Origin of the sequence: Kitasatospora sp. NPDC097691 (genome assembly GCF_040302665.1) — a bacterium.
Lineage (GTDB): Bacteria > Actinomycetota > Actinomycetes > Streptomycetales > Streptomycetaceae > Kitasatospora.
Genome location: NZ_JBEORY010000012.1, coordinates 151,324 through 167,584 on the forward strand (window position 1 = coordinate 151,324; position 16,261 = coordinate 167,584).

The following is a 16,261-nucleotide window of genomic DNA, read 5'->3' on the forward strand; positions in this document are numbered from 1 at the left end:
TGGGGACGGCGCCGCCGCCCGGTCGGCGGCTGCGACAGGCTCCCGGCCCCGAGGAAAGGCGTCGTGCCCGATGAACCGATCGCCGAGGACCGCGCGCCCGCCCCGGCCCGCCGAGCCGGAGGCCCGCGCCGGGCGACGGTGGCTCCTCGTCGCGGCCGTCGCCGGCGTGCTGTTCACCGCCCTCGCCGTGCTGCTGGCCACCCGCGCCTGGGCGCCGTTCCCCTTCGAACGGGCGGCCGTCGACTGGGCCGCCGACCACCGCCCGGCGGCCGCCCGGAGTGTGGCCGTCGCGCTCACCCGGCTCGGCAGCGCCGTGGTGCCCTACCTCCTCGCCCTGGCCGCCGGGGCCGTCAACCTCCGCGCCACGCCCGCGCCGCGGTCCGCCCGGCGGGCTGCCGTGCAGCTGGCGGCGCCGGTGCTGTGGCTGATCGCGGGCCAGTTCCTGCGGCTGGGCGTGATGCACGCCTGCGGACGGCCCCGGCCGCCGCAGACGGAGTGGGCGACGGAGGCGTCCGGTTTCTCCTTCCCCTCCGGCCACTCCTTCACGGCCGCCGTCAGCTCCGGCCTGCTCGCCCTGGCCGTCGCCCGGGCCCACCCGGCGGCGGCCGGGGCTGCGGTCGCGTGGGCCGCCGTGTTCACCGCCGCCGTCGGCCTCAGCCGGATCTACCTCGGGGTGCACTGGCCCCTGGACGTCCTCGGCGGCTGGCTCCTCGCCGCCGGATGGCTCGCCCTCGGAGCCGTGGTCCTGCGCCCGCTGCAGCCCACCGCCCCGCCGCGGGACACCCACGAGCCCGCCGGACCACCCCCCGCCTGACCGACGCGCGCGCCCGCGCGGGCTCAGACCGGGGGCTGCGGCCGGGTCAGCCCGCGGTCGTACGCGAAGATCACCGCCTGGACCCGGTCCCGGGCGCCGATCTTCGCCAGGACCCGGCTGACGTGCGTCTTGACGGTCGACTCCGCGAGGACGAGGCGGGTGGCGATCTCGCCGTTGGTCCAGCCCTGGGCGATGGCGACGAGGATCTCCCGTTCGCGCTCGGTCAGGGCCTCCAGCCGCGGGTCGGCGGCGGGCGGCGCGCCGGGCGGGCGGACCGGGAGGTGGTGCGCGTAGGTGTCGAGCAGGCGGCGGGTGATGGCGGGGGCGACGACGGCGTCGCCCACGGCGACGGAGCGGATGCCGGAGAGCAGGTCCTCGGGGCGGGCGTCCTTGAGCAGGAAGCCGCTGGCGCCGGCGCGCAGCGCGGCGTGGGCGTACTCGTCGAGGTCGAAGGTGGTCAGCACGAGGATGCGGGAGCGGCCGCCGGTGGCGACGATCCGGCGGGTGGCGTCGATCCCGTCCATGCCGGGCATCCGGATGTCCATCAGCACGACGTCGGGCCGCAGGTCGGCGGTCAGCCGGACGGCCTCGGCGCCGTGGGCGGCCTCGCCGACCACCTCGGTGTCGGGCTGGCTCTCCAGCAGCATGCGGAAGCCGTAGCGCTGGAGTGGCTGGTCGTCCACGATGAGGACGGTGGTCACGTCGGGCCGCCTGTCGGGTCGGGGGTGAGGTCGAGTACGGCCTCCACGGTCCATCCTGCACCGGGGCCCGGTCCCGCGGTGACGCTGCCGCCGTACAGCGCCGCGCGTTCGCGGATGCCGGCGAGGCCGTGGCCCTCGCCGCCGGGGTGCCCGGGGGTGCGCACGCCGGGGGGCGGGCCGCTGTCCTGGACGCGGACCCGCAGCCGGTCGGTGCCGGCGGTCAGGGTGACGTGGGCCAGGGTGTCGGGTCCGGCGTGCTTGAGGGCGTTGGTGAGCGACTCCTGGACGATGCGGTAGGCCATCAGCTGCATGCCCCGGTCGAGGTGGCCGAGGTCGCCGGCCGCCGTGTAGACCACCTGGGGGCCGGCCGCGCGGATGCGGGCGCACAGTCCGTCGAGGTCGGAGATGCCGGGTTGCGGGGTGAACTCGGCGGTCTCCTCGCCCTGGTCCCGTAGGACGCCGAGCATCCGGCGCAGTTCGCCGAGGGCCTGGCGGCTGGTGTCGCCGATCAGCAGCAGGGCCTCCCGGCCGCGTTCGGGGGCGGCCTGGGCCGCGTAGGCGCCGCCGTCGGCGAGGGTGACGATGACGGACAGGTTGTGGCCGATGATGTCGTGCATCTCGCGGGCCACCCGGGCGCGCTCGGTGGCGGCGGCGAGCCGGCTGCGCTGGTCGCGTTCGACCTCCAGGCGGGCCGCGCGTTCGCGCAGTCCGGCGAGCTGGGCGCGCCGGATGCGGACCGCGATGCCGAGGGCGACGGCCGCCGTCGCGGCGCTGAACAGGAAGAACAGGGCGTCCCCGACGGGGAGCCCGCCGCCGGAGACGGCCACCGCGACCAGGGCGATGGCGCCGACCATGGCCCCGCAGGACCAGGCCAGGTGCCGCAGCCGGCCCTGCAGGGCCAGGCTGTAGAGGGCGACCAGCAGGGCGGCGTCGGCGCGCAGGGCGACGCCCAGCGACCACTGCAGGACGAACACCGCCATGATCGCGACGAAGGCCGCGGTGGGCCGCCGGCGGCGCCACAGCAGCGGGACGACGAGGCCAGCCTGCAGCGCCGGCATCGCGGGCAGCGGCGGCCGGGCGAGGACGATCCGGTGCTCGCGCGGGCCGCCGTCACCGTGCCAGGGGAACAGGTCGGGCAGGCAGAAGACGACGAAGACGGCGACGACCACGGCGGCGTCGAGCACCCACGGGTGGTCGCGGTCGGCCTGGCGCACCCGCTGGCCGATCCGGGCCAGGCGGGCGAACACCGGGCCGGACAGGACCTCGGCTCCGGTGAACGGGCCGGTGGAGGTGACGTGGTCGTTCACCGGTGGCACCTCCGTGGTCTGCGCGCGCTTCGAGATCGGGTAGGGAATCGTCGAAGAATGGTGGAAGGCGGCGCCGGTCCTCGCCGGCGCCGCCCTCCGAGTCTCTCAGGCCTCGCGGGTGCCGCGGGCCCCGCGGGTGTGTCAGGCGTCGGTGCGCACCAGGCGCACGGCGGCTCCCGCCAGGGCGAGCACCGTCCAGCCGAGGAAGACGACCAGTCCGGCCGTCGGCGAGAGCGTGGCGGCGTCGTGCTGGAGGGCGAACATCGCCTGGCCGGCGTGGCTGGGCAGGTAGGGGCCGATGTGGTCCTGCCAGGAGCTGGGCAGCAGCGCGGTGAGGCCGGGGATCAGCATCAGGGTGGCCACCAGGACGGCGATGCCGCCGGCCACCGAGCGCAGCAGCGCGCCGAGTGCGACGCCGATCACGCCGACCAGCGCGAGGTAGAGCCCGGCCCCGAGCAGGCCGCGCACGACCCCGGCGTCGGAGAGGGTCATCGCGGCACGGGTGCTCGCGAGGATCCGGCTGTCGACGACGAAGGCGGTGAACGCGCCGACGGTGCCGAGCAGCAGCGCGATCACCCCGAACACGGCGGCCTTGGACCACAGCACCGGCAGGCGGCGCGGCACGGCGGCGAGCGTGGAGCGGATCATGCCGGTCGAGTACTCGCCGGCGGCGACCAGCACGCCGAGGACGCCGAGTGCCAGCTGGGAGAAGTTGGTGCCGAACAGCGACAGGCTGAGCGTGCTCGCGGCGGCGAAGTCCCGGTCCATCGGGCGGCCGTCGCTGATCCGCGACTTGAACTGGGACGCGGCGATCAGGCCGAAGGCGACCAGGAACAGCAGGGCCAGGCCGAGGGTGATCCAGGTGGAGCGCAGCGACCACAGCTTGGCCCACTCGGAGCGCAGCACGCGCAGCGCCGTCACCTTGTACGCGGGACGGGCGGCGGGCCGGAGGTCGGCGGACGCGGACGACGAGGGGCTCGGTGCGACAGTACTCATGCCACACTCCTGGAGGTCTCGGTGCCGCCGGTGGTGGCAGCAGTGGCGGTGGTGGTGCCGTGGTACTCGACGGCGTCGCGGGTCAGCTCCATGAACGCCTCCTCCAGGGAGACCGTCCGGGGGGTGAGCTCGAACAGCGCGATGCCGCGCTCGGCGGCGGCGAGGCCGATCTCGCGGGCCGTGCGGCCGCTGACGAGGAGTTCCTCCGAACCGGCCCGGCCGGTGATCTCGACTCCCGGTCCGGCGAGCGCGGTGCGCAGCCCGGCCGGGTCGGCGCTGGCGACCTTGACCACGTCGCCGCCGGCCTCGCGGACCAGGTCCTGCACGGTGGTGTCGGCCAGCAGCCGGCCCCGTCCGACGACGATCAGGTGGTCGGCGACGAGGGCCATCTCGCTCATCAGGTGCGAGGACACGAAGACGGTGCGTCCCTCGGCGGCGAGCCCGGTGAGGAGGTTGCGGATCCACAGGACGCCCTCGGGGTCGAGGCCGTTGACGGGTTCGTCCAGCATCACGGTGGCCGGGTCGCCGAGCAGGGCCGAGGCGATGCCGAGCCGCTGGCCCATGCCGAGCGAGAACGCCCCGGCGCGCTTGCGGGCCACCGACTGCAGCCCGGTCATCTCGATGACCTCCTCGACCCGGCGGCGCGGGATGCCGTGGGTGTGGGCCTGGGCCATCAGATGGTTGAAGGCGGAGCGTCCGGGGTGGATCGACTTGGCCTCCAGCAGCGCGCCGACCTCCTGCAGGGGCGCCGCGTGCTCGGCGTAGCGGCGGCCGTTGACGCGGACCGTCCCGCCGGTGGGGGCGTCGAGTCCGACGATCATCCGCATGGTGGTGGACTTGCCCGCCCCGTTGGGCCCGAGGAAGCCGGTCACCGTACCCGGCCGGACCGTGAAGTCCAGCCGGTCCACGGCCGTCTTCTCGCCGTACCGCTTGGTCAGCTGGTGCGCCTCGATCATCGGTCATCCCTGTGCTCCGGGGCCGGGCCGTCCCGACCGCCCTGGTCTTCCACGCTAGGGGGCGGGGACGGCCCGGACCGTGGTACCGGGGGCCGATCATCGGCGGGCCCGTAGTACCGCGGTACCACGGGCCCGGCGCCGTCCGGGGAGCCGCGGCCGTGTGGCCGGCGGTCCCGGGTTCAGCGGGAGTCGCTGCGCCGTTCGAGGCGGGTGCCGGTGCGCAGGGTGATCGACATCAGGTCGCTGGGGGCGTCGAGCTCCAGGCGGTGCCAGCGGCCGCGCGGGACGACGACCGCGCGGCCGGCCGTCAGCCGTACCGTCTCCTCGGCGTCCCCGGGCGCGGTGGGGCGGAAGTGTACGCGGACGCCGCCGGTCAGGCAGCAGACCGCCTCCTCGGCCTCGGGGTGCATCTCCCAGTGGTCGGCGTGGACGTCGGCGTCGGTCTCGACGTGGAAGGTGGCGATCTGCCAGGCGCCGGGGTCGCCGCCGGTCATCCGGCGTCCGGCGGCCCGGACGCTTCCGTCGGGGTGGATGTGCAGGGCCGAGGCGAACAGGTCGACCGCGGCGGTCGGGGTCGTGGTCATGCGGGGGTTCCTTCCGGTTGCTTCTCCGCCGGGGTGGCGGGTCGGGGGCCGGGGGTGTCCGGCCGGCGGCGGGGCAGCACGACGGTCGCCACGACCGCCGCGAGGGCGAAGAGGACGGCGCTAGCGGCCAGCCCCAGGGCGTAGCCGTCGTCGAGTGCGACGGGGTCGGTGGAGGTTCCGGTGCGGTGGGCGGCGACGGTGGCCAGGGCGGCCAGCCCGACGCAGCCGCCGAGTTGGCGCGAGCTGTTGAGCAGCCCGGCGGCCCGGCCGGCCTCGTGCGGGGCGATGCCGGTGGTCGCGGCGGCGGCGACCGGTGCGAGCACCAGCCCGGTGCCGATGCTGGTCACGAGGGACGGACCGAGGACGTCGGTGAGGAACCCGCCGTCGGGCCTGATGCCGGCGAACCAGGCCAGGCCCGCGGCGGCCAGGACGGCGCCGGGTACGAGCGCGGCACGCGGGCCGCGGGCCGCCGTGACGCGCGTGGCGACGACGGTGCCCGCGACCAGCCCCGCCGAGAAGGGCAGGAACGCGGCGCCGGTGGCGGCGGCGCCCAGGCCCAGCACCTGCTGCAGGTAGAGGGAGACGAAGTAGAAGGCGGCGAACTGCCCCGCGGCGGCCAGGAACACCAGCAGGTTGGCCCCGGCGACCCAGCGGCTGCGCAGCAGGCCGAGGCGCAACAGCGGTGCGGGCGCCCGGGTTTCGGTGACGACGAAGGCGGCCAGCAGCACGGCCGCGGCGGCGAGCGTGCCAACGGTGGCCGGCGCGGTCCACCCCCGGGCCTCGGTCCGGACGACGCCGAACACCAGCAGGCCCACTCCCCCGGTCGCGAGGACGGCGCCGAGCACGTCCGGCCGCTCCCGCGCGGCTTGCCGTTCCCGCCGGGCGGGCCGCTCCTCGGCGGGCCCGGCCGCGGGGAGCAGCGCGAGGGCCGCCGCCACGACGGGCAGGTTGACGAGCATGACCCAGCGCCAGCTCGCGTACTCGGTGAGCAGTCCGCCCGCGAGGACGCCGAGGGCGCCGCCCGCCGCGTTCGCCGCGCTCCACACGCCGAGTGCGCGGACCCGGCGGGGGCCCTCGGTGAAGGTGGTGGTGAGCATCGCGAGCGCGGCGGGGGCGGCGGCCGCAGCGCCGACGCCCTGTCCGGCGCGGGCGGCGACCAACTGCCAGGGTTCCTGGGCGAGTCCGCCTGCGAGGGAGCAGAGTCCGAAGACGGCCAGGCCGGTGACGAGCAGGCGCCGCCGGCCGTAGAGGTCGCACGCGCGGCCGCCGAGCAGCAGGAGTCCGCCGAAGGTGAGTGCGTAGACGTGCACGACCCAGGAGAGGTCGAGCGGTGCGAATCCAAGGGCGGTGCGGATCGCGGGCAGGGCGACGTTGACCACCGACATGTCCAGGGCGAAGACGAACTGCGCGACGGTCACCGCCGCCAGCACCCGGCCGGGGCGTAACGAGTTTTTGTACATGTAAGGAAACTACCCCGGCCGGTCGCCGCTGTCGAGCGCCAGGGGATGATGGAGGGCATGACGCAGCAGCCCGCCGCACCGCGCAAGGCCACCGGCCGCCCGCCCCGCATCTCCCGCGAGGAGGTCGTCGACGCGGCCCGCCGGATCGTGACCGAGGAGGGCGTCGGGAAACTGACGATGCGTCGCCTGGCCGCCGAGGTCGGCAGCACGCCGATGGCGCTCTACCACCACGTCCGCGACAAGGAGGAGCTGCTCGTCCTGCTGCTGGACGACCACGCCGCCCGCACCCTGCGGCCCACCGGGCTGCCGGCCGAGCCGCGTGAGCGGGTCGTCGCCGCGGCGTCCGCGATCCACGGGGCGCTCGCCGCCTGCCCCTGGATCGTGGAGGTGCTGACGGCCGACGACCTGATGTCCACCCACGCCCTGTGGTTCGTCGAGCAGATCGTCGACGGCCTGGTCGACTGCGGACTCCCGCTCGACCGGGCCGTGCAGGGCTACCGGGCGATCTGGTACTACACCGCCGGCGAGATCGTGGTCCGGGCGACGGCGGCCCGTCGCCGCACCGCGGACGACCGCCCGACCTACCGCGAGCAGGTCTTCGCCGGGCTCGACCCGGCGGAGCTGCCCCGACTGGCGCAGGTCGCGGACCGCTGGGAGCCGATCACCGCCGAGGACACCTACCCGGACGGGCTCCGCGCCCTGGTGGCCGGGCTGCTCGACGCGCGCTGAACGGGCTGCCCGCCACGCGCCGAGCGGTCGGCCCCGATCCGCAGGGACCGGGGCCGCCCGCTGTCGAGGAGGTATCAGGCCGTGCCCTGCTCCTGGAGGATCCGCTCCGCCGCCCGGACCCGGTCCTCGATCCGCTGCCGGTAGGCGGCCAGCGCCGGGCCGTGGCTCTCGACGTACCGCGTGTCGTAGGCGGACTGCACGGCCAGCGTGATGCCGACCAGGTTGGTCGACAGCTTGCACGCCACGTCGTCGGAGGCCTGCTTCAGCTCCCGCGCCGAGTGCTCGACGGACACCACGCCGTTCACCTCGGCCGTCTTCGGCAGCAGTCCGGTGTCGGCGAGGACGTCCTGCGGCGTCGGGTAGCGGTAGCCCTTGGTCTGCATGCACGCGCTCCACGCGGCGAAGGCGGCGCGGACGCGCGGATCACCGACGGGGACCCCGGGGCCGTGGTCCGGCAGGGCCTGCGGGTCCGGCAGCGGGAGTGCGCCACCGGCGCCCCGCGTGCTCTCCCCCTTGCAGCCGCCGGCCGGAACGGTCCTGCCGGCGTACGCGGGCACCGCCTTCCCGGTCGGGTCCACCCCGTGCTCCACCGCCATCGTCTCCGGCGACGGCGACGGCGGAGCGGCCGCGGGCGCGGACGCAGCCGGTCCGGACTGCGCGGGGACCCGGTCGTATCCGCTCACGGCGGCCCGCTCCGGGTCGAAGAAGCCGTACAGCGGTGCGTGCGTGCGGTCGTACCGCAGGGCCTGCTCGTCGAACCCGATGAGGTCGGAGGCCACGGGCGGCAGTCCGAACTCCCGCATGCACCTCTCGTTCAGGACGTTCGCGGCGGACTGCAGGGTGGTGACCTGTTGCGGGGTCACCAGGTAGCGGTCGATGGGCCGGACGATCTGTTCCACCGCCGTGACGGTCGTGACGGGGCCGATGGCGGGCACCGCCGCCGCGCCGCCGCCGGAGGCCGGCCCGCACCCCGCGACGGCCGCCGCCGACACCGAGACCGACACCGCCAGGGCCAACAGCCCGGCCGCACGTCGGGTGGTACCGCGCATTGCGTTCATTCCGAACCGTCCCTGGGAGCGGCGGCGGGCGCCGGGGTCGTACCCGGCGCCCGCCGCGGTGGAGACTAGGACCAGATGTTGACCGAGTACGTGGTCGAGTTCATGTCGATGTAGGGCGTGATGCTCCACGGGTTGAAGCGCGCACCGGTGTCACGGCCGCCGCTGGTGTAGTAGTTGGTGTAACCCGTGTTCACGCCCGAGCCCACGGCGGAGGTGCCGGTCATCCAGACGCTGAGCGTCTGGGAGCCGCTGCCGGTGAAGCCGAAGCAGCGCACGGCGTGGTAGTTGTTCGGGCCACCGGAGTAGACGGTCACCCCACGGCCCTGGGCGGCACCACAGTCGATCGGCTTGACCTCGGCGCTGGCCGGCGCGGCGAGCGCGACGGTCCCGGCGAGGATGCCGCCGGCGACGGCGCTGACGACGAGCTTCCGGCTGATCTTCACGCGCGTTCTCCCTTGATCCGCTGTCCTGGAAAGTCCTGGAAGGCTGTTCACGCGGGGCTGGGCCCGCTGGAAGTGCGGTGGTACGGGGTCGGGTCCGCGGGGTTTCTCCCGGTGGCGCTCTCCGGCCCGCATTCAGGGAACCGCATCGCCGGAGCCCTGGCGAGCGGGCTCCAGCGATCGTGAGGATCGGCTCCACGGGCCGTCCGGCCGGGCCCGCGGGATCCGCGAGAGGTGCCGTGCTGACCAGCGGTGGTCGGCTCCCGGCAGGGTCGTGAGGGCCGGTCAGTCCTGCGCGGAACCCGCCCCCGCGACCAGCCCGGTGATCGTCGCGGTCAGGATGCGGGTCAGCCGGGGTTCGACCTCGACGACGGCGTGGGCGAGGCGCGGGTCGCTGCGGTAGAGGGCCGCGACCTCCGCGCCCGGGTTCGCGATCTGCCACATCGCCCCGGCGAGCGAGACCGCGGTGGCGATCAGGTCGATGACGCCCTCGTCGCCCAGGGCGGGCAGCTGCCCCCGGACGGCCTGGGTGATCGGCTCGCGGGCGGCGAGCGTGGCGAGCTTGAAGTCGCGCACAGCGTCGAGCGAGACGTGGCGTTCGAGGTTGAGCGGCGCGTGCGCGAGGAGGTCGCAGAACAGCCCGCGGGCCGCCAGCGTGCGAGCGAACGCCCGCGCCACGGCCGCCGGGCCCGGGTCCGCGGCCTCCCGCAGCAGGGCGGACAGCGCGTCCGACCACTCCCGCCAGCCCTCCGCGGTCAGCCGCAGGAAGATCTCCTCGCGCGTCTCGAAGTACCGCAGCAGCGCCGACTTGTGCATCCCCACCGCGGCGGCGATGTCGGTCAGGGAGACGTCCCTGATGCCGCGCTCGCGGCCGAGCGCCCGGGCCGCCTCCAGGATCGAGGCCTCGCGCTGCCGCTTGGCCTCGGGCGAGCGCGCCCGCCGGAACTCCGCTGCTGCTGCTTCCACCCGGCCATCGTAGAGCAACACCGTTGCCGTATTACCGCAACAGCGTTGCGCTATTACCGCAACGGTGTTTTACTAAGGGCATGGAACAGACCGTGGAACAGACGTGGTTCATCACCGGCAGCTCCCGCGGCTTCGGCCGCACCCTCGTCCGCGCCGCCCTCGAAGCCGGCGACAGGGTGGCCGCGACCGCCCGCCGCCCCGAGCAACTCGCGGACCTCGTCGAGGAGTTCGGCGACCGGGTGCGACCGATCCCGCTCGACGTCACCGACCCGGAGGCCGCCCGCGCGGCCCTCGCCGAGGCGCACGCGCACTTCGGCCGGATCGACGTGCTGGTGAACAACGCCGGCTACGCCAACGTCTCGCCGATCGAGACCACCGAGGACGCCGACTTCCGCGCCCAGTTCGAGACGAACTTCTGGGGCGTCTACAACGTCACCAAGGCGGCCCTCCCGCTGCTGCGCGAACAGAAGGGCGGGCTGGTCATCCAGTTCTCCTCCGTGGGCGGGAGGGTCGGCGGCTCCCCCGGCATCGCCTCCTACCAGGCGGCGAAGTTCGCCATCGACGGGTTCAGCCGCGTGCTGCGGGCCGAGACCGCGCCGTTCGGCGTGCAGGTGCTGGTCGTCGAACCCAGCGGCTTCCGCACCGACTGGGCCGGCTCCTCGATGGTCGTCCACGACATCCCGGAGGCCTACGCCGAGACGGTCGGCGCCGTCCACCGACGGCTGCGGCAGGGCGGCGACGGGGCGAGCGCCGCCGGCGACCCCGTCCGCGCCGCCGAGATCCTCGTCCGGATGGCCAAGCGGCGCGACATCCCCCACCACCTGCCCCTCGGGGTCAACGCGGCCGAGGGCTCCATCGCCATGGACCGGCGGCTGCTCGCGGACGACACCACGTGGCGCGAGGTCTCCCGCTCCGCGGACTTCGCCGAGGCCTACCCGGTGCCCTTCCCGCCGGACCCGACCGACTGACCGGCCGAGCGGGCTACGGGCAACCGAGCTGGCGCCCGGCCGCCCCGCTCAGGAGCGCGTCGCGGCCCCCGCCGCCAGCTCCGCCACCAGACGGGCGGCGAGCGGCACCGGGACGCCCTGCCGGTCGGCGGCCCGCAGCAGCGCACCGCCGATCGCGTCCAGCTCCAGCGCGCGGCCCGCCTCCGCGTCCCGCTGCATCGAGGACCTCGCCTCCGCCGGGAAGGCGTCGTACAGCGCCAGGGTGCGGTCCGGGTCGACGACTGCGCCGCAGGCCCGGCCGACGGCGGCGGCCTCGGCGACCAGGACCGTCAGCTCGGCCCGGTGCCCGGTCCTGATCGGGCCGATCGGCAGCCCGTGGCGGGTGGTGAGCAGCGCGAACGGTGCCAGGAAGGCGAGCTTGCCCCAGAGCACGGTGGGCTCGTCCTCGATCACGCGGGTCCGGACGCCGGCGGCCCGGAGCATTCCGGCGAGGTCCGCGAGCCGCTCGGCCGGGCCCGCCAGGTCGATCTCGGTGAACGGGCTGCCGTGCTCGACGGCGCCGGGGGCGACCCGGGTCGACTCGACCCGCACCACCCCCGGGACGACCCGCTCCGCGCCGAACCGCCGGCGCAGCTCGGCCGCGTGCTCGACCCCGTTGAGCAGCGGCACGACCACGCCGTCGGCGACCGCCTCGGGGGCGATCCGCTCGGCCGCCGGGGTCAGGGCGGTCTGCTTGACCGTCACCAGGCAGAGGTCGACGGGTTCGCGCAGGTCGGTGCGCGCCTCGACCCGTGCGGTGAACTCCCCGTACTGGGGGCTGCGGACGCGGATGCCGTCCCGGCGCAGGACGCGTACGGTCGGCTCACCCGCCAGGCAGATCACGCGGTGACCGGCGCGGGACAGCAGGGCGGCCAGCAGGCCGCCGACTCCCCCGGGGCCGAGCACCGCCACCGTCCGGCGGTGGTCGGCGTCGGTCTGCTCGGCGGGGGTGGTGCGGTGCTCCTCGGACGGAACGGACACGGTGGTTTCCTCTCGGCACGTCGTGGGTCGGCACCGCGCGACCCCGCCGTGCGTTCGCACCGCCGCGGGGGTCGAGCCGGTTGCCGCCAGGCCCTGCAGTGATGATCGAATCCGCCCGCACTCCGAGTCAATCCTCGGGATTCATTGGAATACCCAAGCGATTCCTTGGGGTTGTCACCGGCGGCACCGATAATGCGGGCAGCTGCGTGCCGCCGTACCGCAGACTCGAACCGAGCACTTTCAGACCGGAGGATGGTTTTCATGGTTGACCGGCCGTTGACGCTGATGGCGGTGCACGCCCACCCCGACGACGAGGCCAGCGGGACGGGGGGTGTCCTCGCGCGGTACGCGGCGGAGGGCATCCGCACGGTCCTCGTCACGTGTACCGACGGCGGTTGCGGTGACGGGCCCGGGGGTGTCAAGCCGGGCGACCCCGGGCACGACCCGGCGGCCGTCGCCGCGATGCGCCGCGAGGAACTGGAGGCGAGCTGTGAGGTCCTGAAGGTCAGTCACCTGGAGCTGCTGGACTTCGCCGACTCCGGGATGATGGGCTGGCCGACCAATGACGCGCCCGGCTCCTTCTGGCGGACACCGGTCGAGGACGGCGCCGCCCGGCTCGCCGAACTGATGCGCCGGTACCAGCCCGACGTGGTCGTCACCTACGACGAGAACGGGTTCTACGGCCACCCCGACCACATCCAGGCGCACCGCATCACGATGGCGGCGCTGGAACTCACCGGCATGACGCCCAAGGTCTACTGGACGACCGCACCGCACTCGATGGTGCGGAAGTTCGGGGAGGTCATGCGCGAGTTCGGCGCGGACTTCGACGAGCCGGAGCAGACCGAGGCCGGCGAGATGCCCGAGATCGGCCTCCCCGACGAGGAGATCAGCACCTGGGTGGACACCACCCAGTTCGCCGACCAGAAGTTCGACGCCCTCGCCGCGCACGCCAGCCAGGGCGAGAACATCTTCTTCCTGCGGATGGGCAAGGAGCGCTTCAACGACCTGTGGGGCGTGGAGACCTTCGTCCGGGTCCGCGACACCACCGGCGCGGCCGTCCCCGAGAACGACCTCTTCGCCGGACTGCGCTGACCGCTGCCGCAGCCCCGCGACTGTTGTGCGGCGCGCCGCCCGGCTCGCCCGGCCCCAGGGTCGGCCGAGCCGGGCGGCGCTCCCGTCTTCGCCGCCGCCTCCGTTTCCACATCCGCATTTCCGCCTCCGCTCCCGTCCGCCCCGAGGGCAGCCACGGTCGGCATTGCTTGCTACCGTGAATGTCCGGAAATATCGGGGGAGCACGCCATGACGGACTTTCACGTCAAACCGGCCGACATGCTGCTGTCGTCCGCCGGGTTCACCGATCTGCAGAACGCCGCCGCCCGGATCTACCGGAGCCTGGTGTTCGCCATGGACGCCACGGCGGGCATGGCGGGCGACGACGAGGCCGGCACCAAGTTCGCCGCCGCCTACGATCCGGCCGCGCAGAAGCTCGTCGACGCGACGGCCCAGGTGGTCGGCCAGCTCGGCCAGACCTCCAACGGCCTGTACACGATGGCGATCAACTACCTCAAGACCGACGCCGACATCGCGGCCTCGATGATGGCCCCGCAGAAGCTCCCCGCGTCGAGCGCCCCGGAGTGCGACGAGGAGGTCGCCAAGGCCAAGCTCCGCTCCGCGGTCGGGCACAACGACAGCGGCGCCGTCCACGACCTGCTCAAGAAGTTCTGGCCGCAGGGCGATCCGGGCAAGCTCCGGCAGGCCGCGAGCGACTGGAAGGGCTTCGCGGAGCTCGTCTCCAAGCTCGGCGCCGAGGGCGACAAGCGGGTCCTGCGCGTCACCGCCTCCAGCACCTCCGGCGCCGTCACCTCCTTCGCGCAGAACTGGGCGAAGGTGCACGACGGCTGTGCCACCGAGGGCCCGCTGCTGAACAGCCTCACCAACGCGGCGTACAAGCTCGGCCAGGCCTGCGAGTCGTACGCGCAGCACATCGAGGACCTGCGCGACACGCTGGAGGACCTCGCGATCGCCGCCGGGCTCGTCGCCGGGGCGGGCCTCCTGCTGACCGTCGTCACCCTCGGCGCGTCCGACGTGGCGGCCGCCGGCGGCGAGGCCGCGATCGCCGCCGAAGCCGGCACCGCGGCGCTTGCCATGACCGCGGCGGTCGAGGGCAGCGCGGAACTCGCGGTCCTGGCCGAGGCGGCGGCCGTGGTCGACACCGCCGCTGCGAGCCTGATCCCCGTCGGCGCGGGGCTGACCGCCGCGGCGACCACCGCCGTCGTGCTGGCCGGGGCGACCGACGCCGCCGCGGCCCCCGCGCCCAAGCCGCCGTTCACCGTCACCCCCGGGATGCCGCCGCTGCCCCGCGATCCGAACAGCCCGTTCCCGCTGCTGTCGCCGCAGGACCAGGCCGCCGTCCGGGCCTGGATGACGCAGATGCAGCAGGACGGCCGGACCTTCCCCGCCCTGGGCCCCTCCGCCAAGGGCGACCCCAAGATCGACGCGCGCCGGGCCTACCAGGTCCGGGTCGCCGGATCGACCGAGTACCGGCTCTACACCTCGGTGACCGACCCGGAGACCGGCCGCGAGCTGGGCATGGACGCCGACGGCGTCCGCCCCGAGGACGGCGCCGCGATCGACGCCAAGTACATCGGCCAGCAGAAGAGCTGCAAGTCCCCGTTCCGGCTGAACAACGCCGACGGCGTCTTCGAGTTCGCGTACGAGAACACCATGGACGGCGAGGCGAAGAAGCTGGACAAGTACGCCTCGGCGCTGAACGACCCCCGCAACAAGGTCAACCACCTGGAGCTCATCACCAACGACGCCAAGGCCAGCTCCTACTTCCAGGCCCTGATGACCGCCAAGGGCGTCACCGGGAACGTCCGCGTCGTACCGTGACCGTGCCGGTTACCGTGACCGTGCCCGTTACCGTGACAGTGACCCGCAGCCCCCGAGAGAGAAGCGAGAACACCCCGTGGGAGCCACCTTCTACGTCAGCGCCGACCAGGAACAGACCGGTCCGTGGACCTTCACCGGCGAGCAGCTGAAGGACTGCGTCCGCCGCCACTGGCCGGACGCCACGGTGAGCGGCGCCTTCGAGAACTTCCTGGAGATCCACGCCGAGGTCGAGCCCGGCCGCTGGGCGGAGCTGGCGTACAACCTGCGGCACGGCGCCTTCTCCTTCGAGGACCGGGAGCCGCACTCCGCGCCGCTCACCGTCATCTACACCGCACTGCACGAACTGGCGCCCGCGGTACCGGTGGTGTGGTGGATCGACTACGACGCGGAGCTGGCGCCCCTCGACCTGGCCGGCGGCCGGGAGGCGTTCATCGACAGCTTCCCCGCGTAGGCGCCGCGCCCGACCGCCCGACTGGCCGACCGCCTGCCCTCCTGCCCGTCAACCTGCCTGCCGGTCAGCTGAGTTCGCGCTTGAGGATCTTGCCGGTGGCGGTCATCGGCAGGCTGTCGACGACCTCCACGATGCGCGGGTACTTGTGGCCCGCCATCTGTTCCCTGCTCCAGGCGACCAGTTCGTCCGGGGTGGCCGAGGCGCCGGGCTCGAGGATGACGAACGCCTTGACCTCCTCGCCGTGGCTCTCGTGCGGCACGCCGACGACCGCGGCCAGGCTGATCGCGGGGTGCGTCATCAGCACCTCCTCGACCTCGCGGGGGTACACGTTGAAGCCGCCCCGGATGATCATGTCCTTGGCCCGGTCGACGATGTAGTAGAAGCCGTCCTCGTCCCTGCGGGCCAGGTCGCCGGTGCGGAACCAGCCGTCCCTGATCGCCGCGGCGGTCGCCTCGGGCCGGTTGAAGTAGCCCTTCATGACGCCGTGGCCCTTGACCACGATCTCGCCGACGGCACCGGGCTCGGTGACCTCCGCCCAGTCCGCGTCGATCAGCTTGATCTCCACGCCCCAGATCGGCACGCCGATGGAGCCGGGGCGCGGCTCGCGCCCGGGGTCGGAGAAGGTGACCACCGGTGAGGTCTCGGAGAGGCCGTAGCCCTCCAGGATCCGGATGTGGAGCCGCTCCTCGACCCGGCCGAGGAGCTCCACCGGCAGCGGGGCGCCGCCGGAGACACCGATCCGCAGGTTGCGGGCGATCCGGTCCACGTCGACGGTGTCGGTGAGGGCCCCCAGCAGGGCCCACCACATGGTCGGGACGCCGGCGAAGAAGGTGATCTCCTCGGTGTCCATCAGCCGCACCACCTCCTCCGCGTCGAAGCGCGGCACGAGGTGGAGGGTCGCGGCCGTCGAGAAGCCGGTGTGCATCTGGACGGTGGA

General features: G+C 74.1%; 17 protein-coding genes. 6 read left to right on the forward strand and 11 right to left on the reverse strand.

Annotation, left to right across the window (positions count from 1 at the left end; genetic code table 11):
- The first annotated feature begins 70 nt into the window (after positions 1 to 70).
- Positions 71 to 814, forward strand: coding sequence for a phosphatase PAP2 family protein (locus ABTY56_RS11840; RefSeq protein WP_350628454.1), 744 nt, complete (start codon positions 71 to 73; stop codon positions 812 to 814).
- 23 nt (positions 815 to 837) lie between these two features.
- Here the strand turns inward: ABTY56_RS11840 and ABTY56_RS11845 are convergent, their stop codons facing one another.
- From ABTY56_RS11845 to ABTY56_RS11870, 6 genes are all read right to left on the reverse strand, one after another.
- Positions 838 to 1,515 (reverse strand): response regulator, encoded by a 678-nt coding sequence (locus ABTY56_RS11845; RefSeq protein ID WP_350628455.1) that lies wholly within the window; start codon positions 1,513 to 1,515, stop codon positions 838 to 840.
- The gene (locus ABTY56_RS11850) at positions 1,512 to 2,822 is read right to left on the reverse strand and encodes a sensor histidine kinase (RefSeq protein ID WP_350628457.1); all 1,311 of its coding nucleotides are present in this window, start codon (positions 2,820 to 2,822) and stop codon (positions 1,512 to 1,514) included. The genes ABTY56_RS11845 and ABTY56_RS11850 overlap by 4 nt, the downstream gene beginning before the upstream one ends.
- A gap of 141 nt (positions 2,823 to 2,963) precedes the next feature.
- A complete protein-coding gene (locus ABTY56_RS11855; RefSeq protein WP_350628459.1) occupies positions 2,964 to 3,818 on the reverse strand; it encodes an ABC transporter permease in 855 nt (284 codons plus the stop codon).
- Positions 3,815 to 4,774: an ABC transporter ATP-binding protein gene (locus ABTY56_RS11860; RefSeq protein ID WP_350628461.1), complete on the reverse strand. Its 960-nt coding sequence runs from the start codon at positions 4,772 to 4,774 to the stop codon at positions 3,815 to 3,817. Before ABTY56_RS11860 ends, ABTY56_RS11855 begins: the two co-directional genes overlap by 4 nt.
- Before the next feature lie 179 nt (positions 4,775 to 4,953).
- Positions 4,954 to 5,358, reverse strand: coding sequence for a cupin domain-containing protein (locus ABTY56_RS11865; protein ID WP_350628463.1), 405 nt, complete (start codon positions 5,356 to 5,358; stop codon positions 4,954 to 4,956).
- On the reverse strand, positions 5,355 to 6,818 hold the full coding sequence (locus ABTY56_RS11870; protein WP_350628465.1) for an MFS transporter: 1,464 nt from the start codon (positions 6,816 to 6,818) through the stop codon (positions 5,355 to 5,357). Before ABTY56_RS11870 ends, ABTY56_RS11865 begins: the two co-directional genes overlap by 4 nt.
- Positions 6,819 to 6,875: 57 nt before the next feature.
- Here ABTY56_RS11870 and ABTY56_RS11875 point away from each other — a divergent pair, with 57 nt between their 5' ends.
- The gene (locus ABTY56_RS11875) at positions 6,876 to 7,547 is read left to right on the forward strand and encodes a TetR/AcrR family transcriptional regulator (protein WP_350628467.1); all 672 of its coding nucleotides are present in this window, start codon (positions 6,876 to 6,878) and stop codon (positions 7,545 to 7,547) included.
- 74 nt (positions 7,548 to 7,621) lie between these two features.
- Here ABTY56_RS11875 and ABTY56_RS11880 read toward each other — a convergent pair whose 3' ends face one another.
- The 3 genes from ABTY56_RS11880 to ABTY56_RS11890 form a co-directional block, all read right to left on the reverse strand.
- Positions 7,622 to 8,596 (reverse strand): hypothetical protein, encoded by a 975-nt coding sequence (locus tag ABTY56_RS11880; RefSeq protein WP_350628469.1) that lies wholly within the window; start codon positions 8,594 to 8,596, stop codon positions 7,622 to 7,624.
- Between the two features lie 74 nt (positions 8,597 to 8,670).
- A complete protein-coding gene (locus ABTY56_RS11885) occupies positions 8,671 to 9,048 on the reverse strand; it encodes a hypothetical protein (RefSeq protein WP_350628471.1) in 378 nt (125 codons plus the stop codon).
- Positions 9,049 to 9,330: 282 nt separating this feature from the next.
- Positions 9,331 to 10,011 (reverse strand): TetR/AcrR family transcriptional regulator, encoded by a 681-nt coding sequence (locus tag ABTY56_RS11890; protein ID WP_350628473.1) that lies wholly within the window; start codon positions 10,009 to 10,011, stop codon positions 9,331 to 9,333.
- 80 nt (positions 10,012 to 10,091) lie between these two features.
- On the opposite strand from ABTY56_RS11890, the gene ABTY56_RS11895 reads away from it, so the two are divergent.
- Positions 10,092 to 10,979, forward strand: a complete 888-nt coding sequence (locus tag ABTY56_RS11895) for an SDR family NAD(P)-dependent oxidoreductase (protein ID WP_350628475.1) — start codon at positions 10,092 to 10,094, stop codon at positions 10,977 to 10,979.
- 48 nt (positions 10,980 to 11,027) lie between these two features.
- Here the strand turns inward: ABTY56_RS11895 and ABTY56_RS11900 are convergent, their stop codons facing one another.
- Positions 11,028 to 11,978, reverse strand: a complete 951-nt coding sequence (locus tag ABTY56_RS11900) for a ketopantoate reductase family protein (RefSeq protein ID WP_350628477.1) — start codon at positions 11,976 to 11,978, stop codon at positions 11,028 to 11,030.
- A gap of 261 nt (positions 11,979 to 12,239) precedes the next feature.
- Here ABTY56_RS11900 and ABTY56_RS11905 point away from each other — a divergent pair, with 261 nt between their 5' ends.
- From ABTY56_RS11905 to ABTY56_RS11915, 3 genes are all read left to right on the forward strand, one after another.
- Positions 12,240 to 13,073: a PIG-L family deacetylase gene (locus ABTY56_RS11905; protein ID WP_350628479.1), complete on the forward strand. Its 834-nt coding sequence runs from the start codon at positions 12,240 to 12,242 to the stop codon at positions 13,071 to 13,073.
- 207 nt (positions 13,074 to 13,280) lie between these two features.
- A complete protein-coding gene (locus ABTY56_RS11910; RefSeq protein ID WP_350628481.1) occupies positions 13,281 to 14,873 on the forward strand; it encodes a restriction endonuclease fold toxin-2 domain-containing protein in 1,593 nt (530 codons plus the stop codon).
- 76 nt (positions 14,874 to 14,949) lie between these two features.
- On the forward strand, positions 14,950 to 15,324 hold the full coding sequence (locus tag ABTY56_RS11915) for a hypothetical protein (protein WP_350628483.1): 375 nt from the start codon (positions 14,950 to 14,952) through the stop codon (positions 15,322 to 15,324).
- A gap of 64 nt (positions 15,325 to 15,388) precedes the next feature.
- Here ABTY56_RS11915 and ABTY56_RS11920 read toward each other — a convergent pair.
- Positions 15,389 to 16,261, reverse strand: an 873-nt coding sequence (locus ABTY56_RS11920; protein WP_350628485.1) for an AMP-binding protein, incomplete at its 5' end; no start/stop codon positions are given.

Coding starts and splice junctions, on each gene's coding strand:
- ABTY56_RS11865 (WP_350628463.1), bottom strand. CDS start 5,358: ATGACCACGACCCCGACCGCCGCGGTCGACCTGTTCGCCTCGGCCCTG.
- ABTY56_RS11840 (WP_350628454.1), top strand. CDS start 71: ATGAACCGATCGCCGAGGACCGCGCGCCCGCCCCGGCCCGCCGAGCCG.
- ABTY56_RS11855 (WP_350628459.1), bottom strand. CDS start 3,818: ATGAGTACTGTCGCACCGAGCCCCTCGTCGTCCGCGTCCGCCGACCTC.
- ABTY56_RS11895 (WP_350628475.1), top strand. CDS start 10,092: ATGGAACAGACCGTGGAACAGACGTGGTTCATCACCGGCAGCTCCCGC.
- ABTY56_RS11860 (WP_350628461.1), bottom strand. CDS start 4,774: ATGATCGAGGCGCACCAGCTGACCAAGCGGTACGGCGAGAAGACGGCC.
- ABTY56_RS11905 (WP_350628479.1), top strand. CDS start 12,240: ATGGTTGACCGGCCGTTGACGCTGATGGCGGTGCACGCCCACCCCGAC.
- ABTY56_RS11910 (WP_350628481.1), top strand. CDS start 13,281: ATGACGGACTTTCACGTCAAACCGGCCGACATGCTGCTGTCGTCCGCC.
- ABTY56_RS11870 (WP_350628465.1), bottom strand. CDS start 6,818: ATGTACAAAAACTCGTTACGCCCCGGCCGGGTGCTGGCGGCGGTGACC.
- ABTY56_RS11880 (WP_350628469.1), bottom strand. CDS start 8,596: ATGCGCGGTACCACCCGACGTGCGGCCGGGCTGTTGGCCCTGGCGGTG.
- ABTY56_RS11875 (WP_350628467.1), top strand. CDS start 6,876: ATGACGCAGCAGCCCGCCGCACCGCGCAAGGCCACCGGCCGCCCGCCC.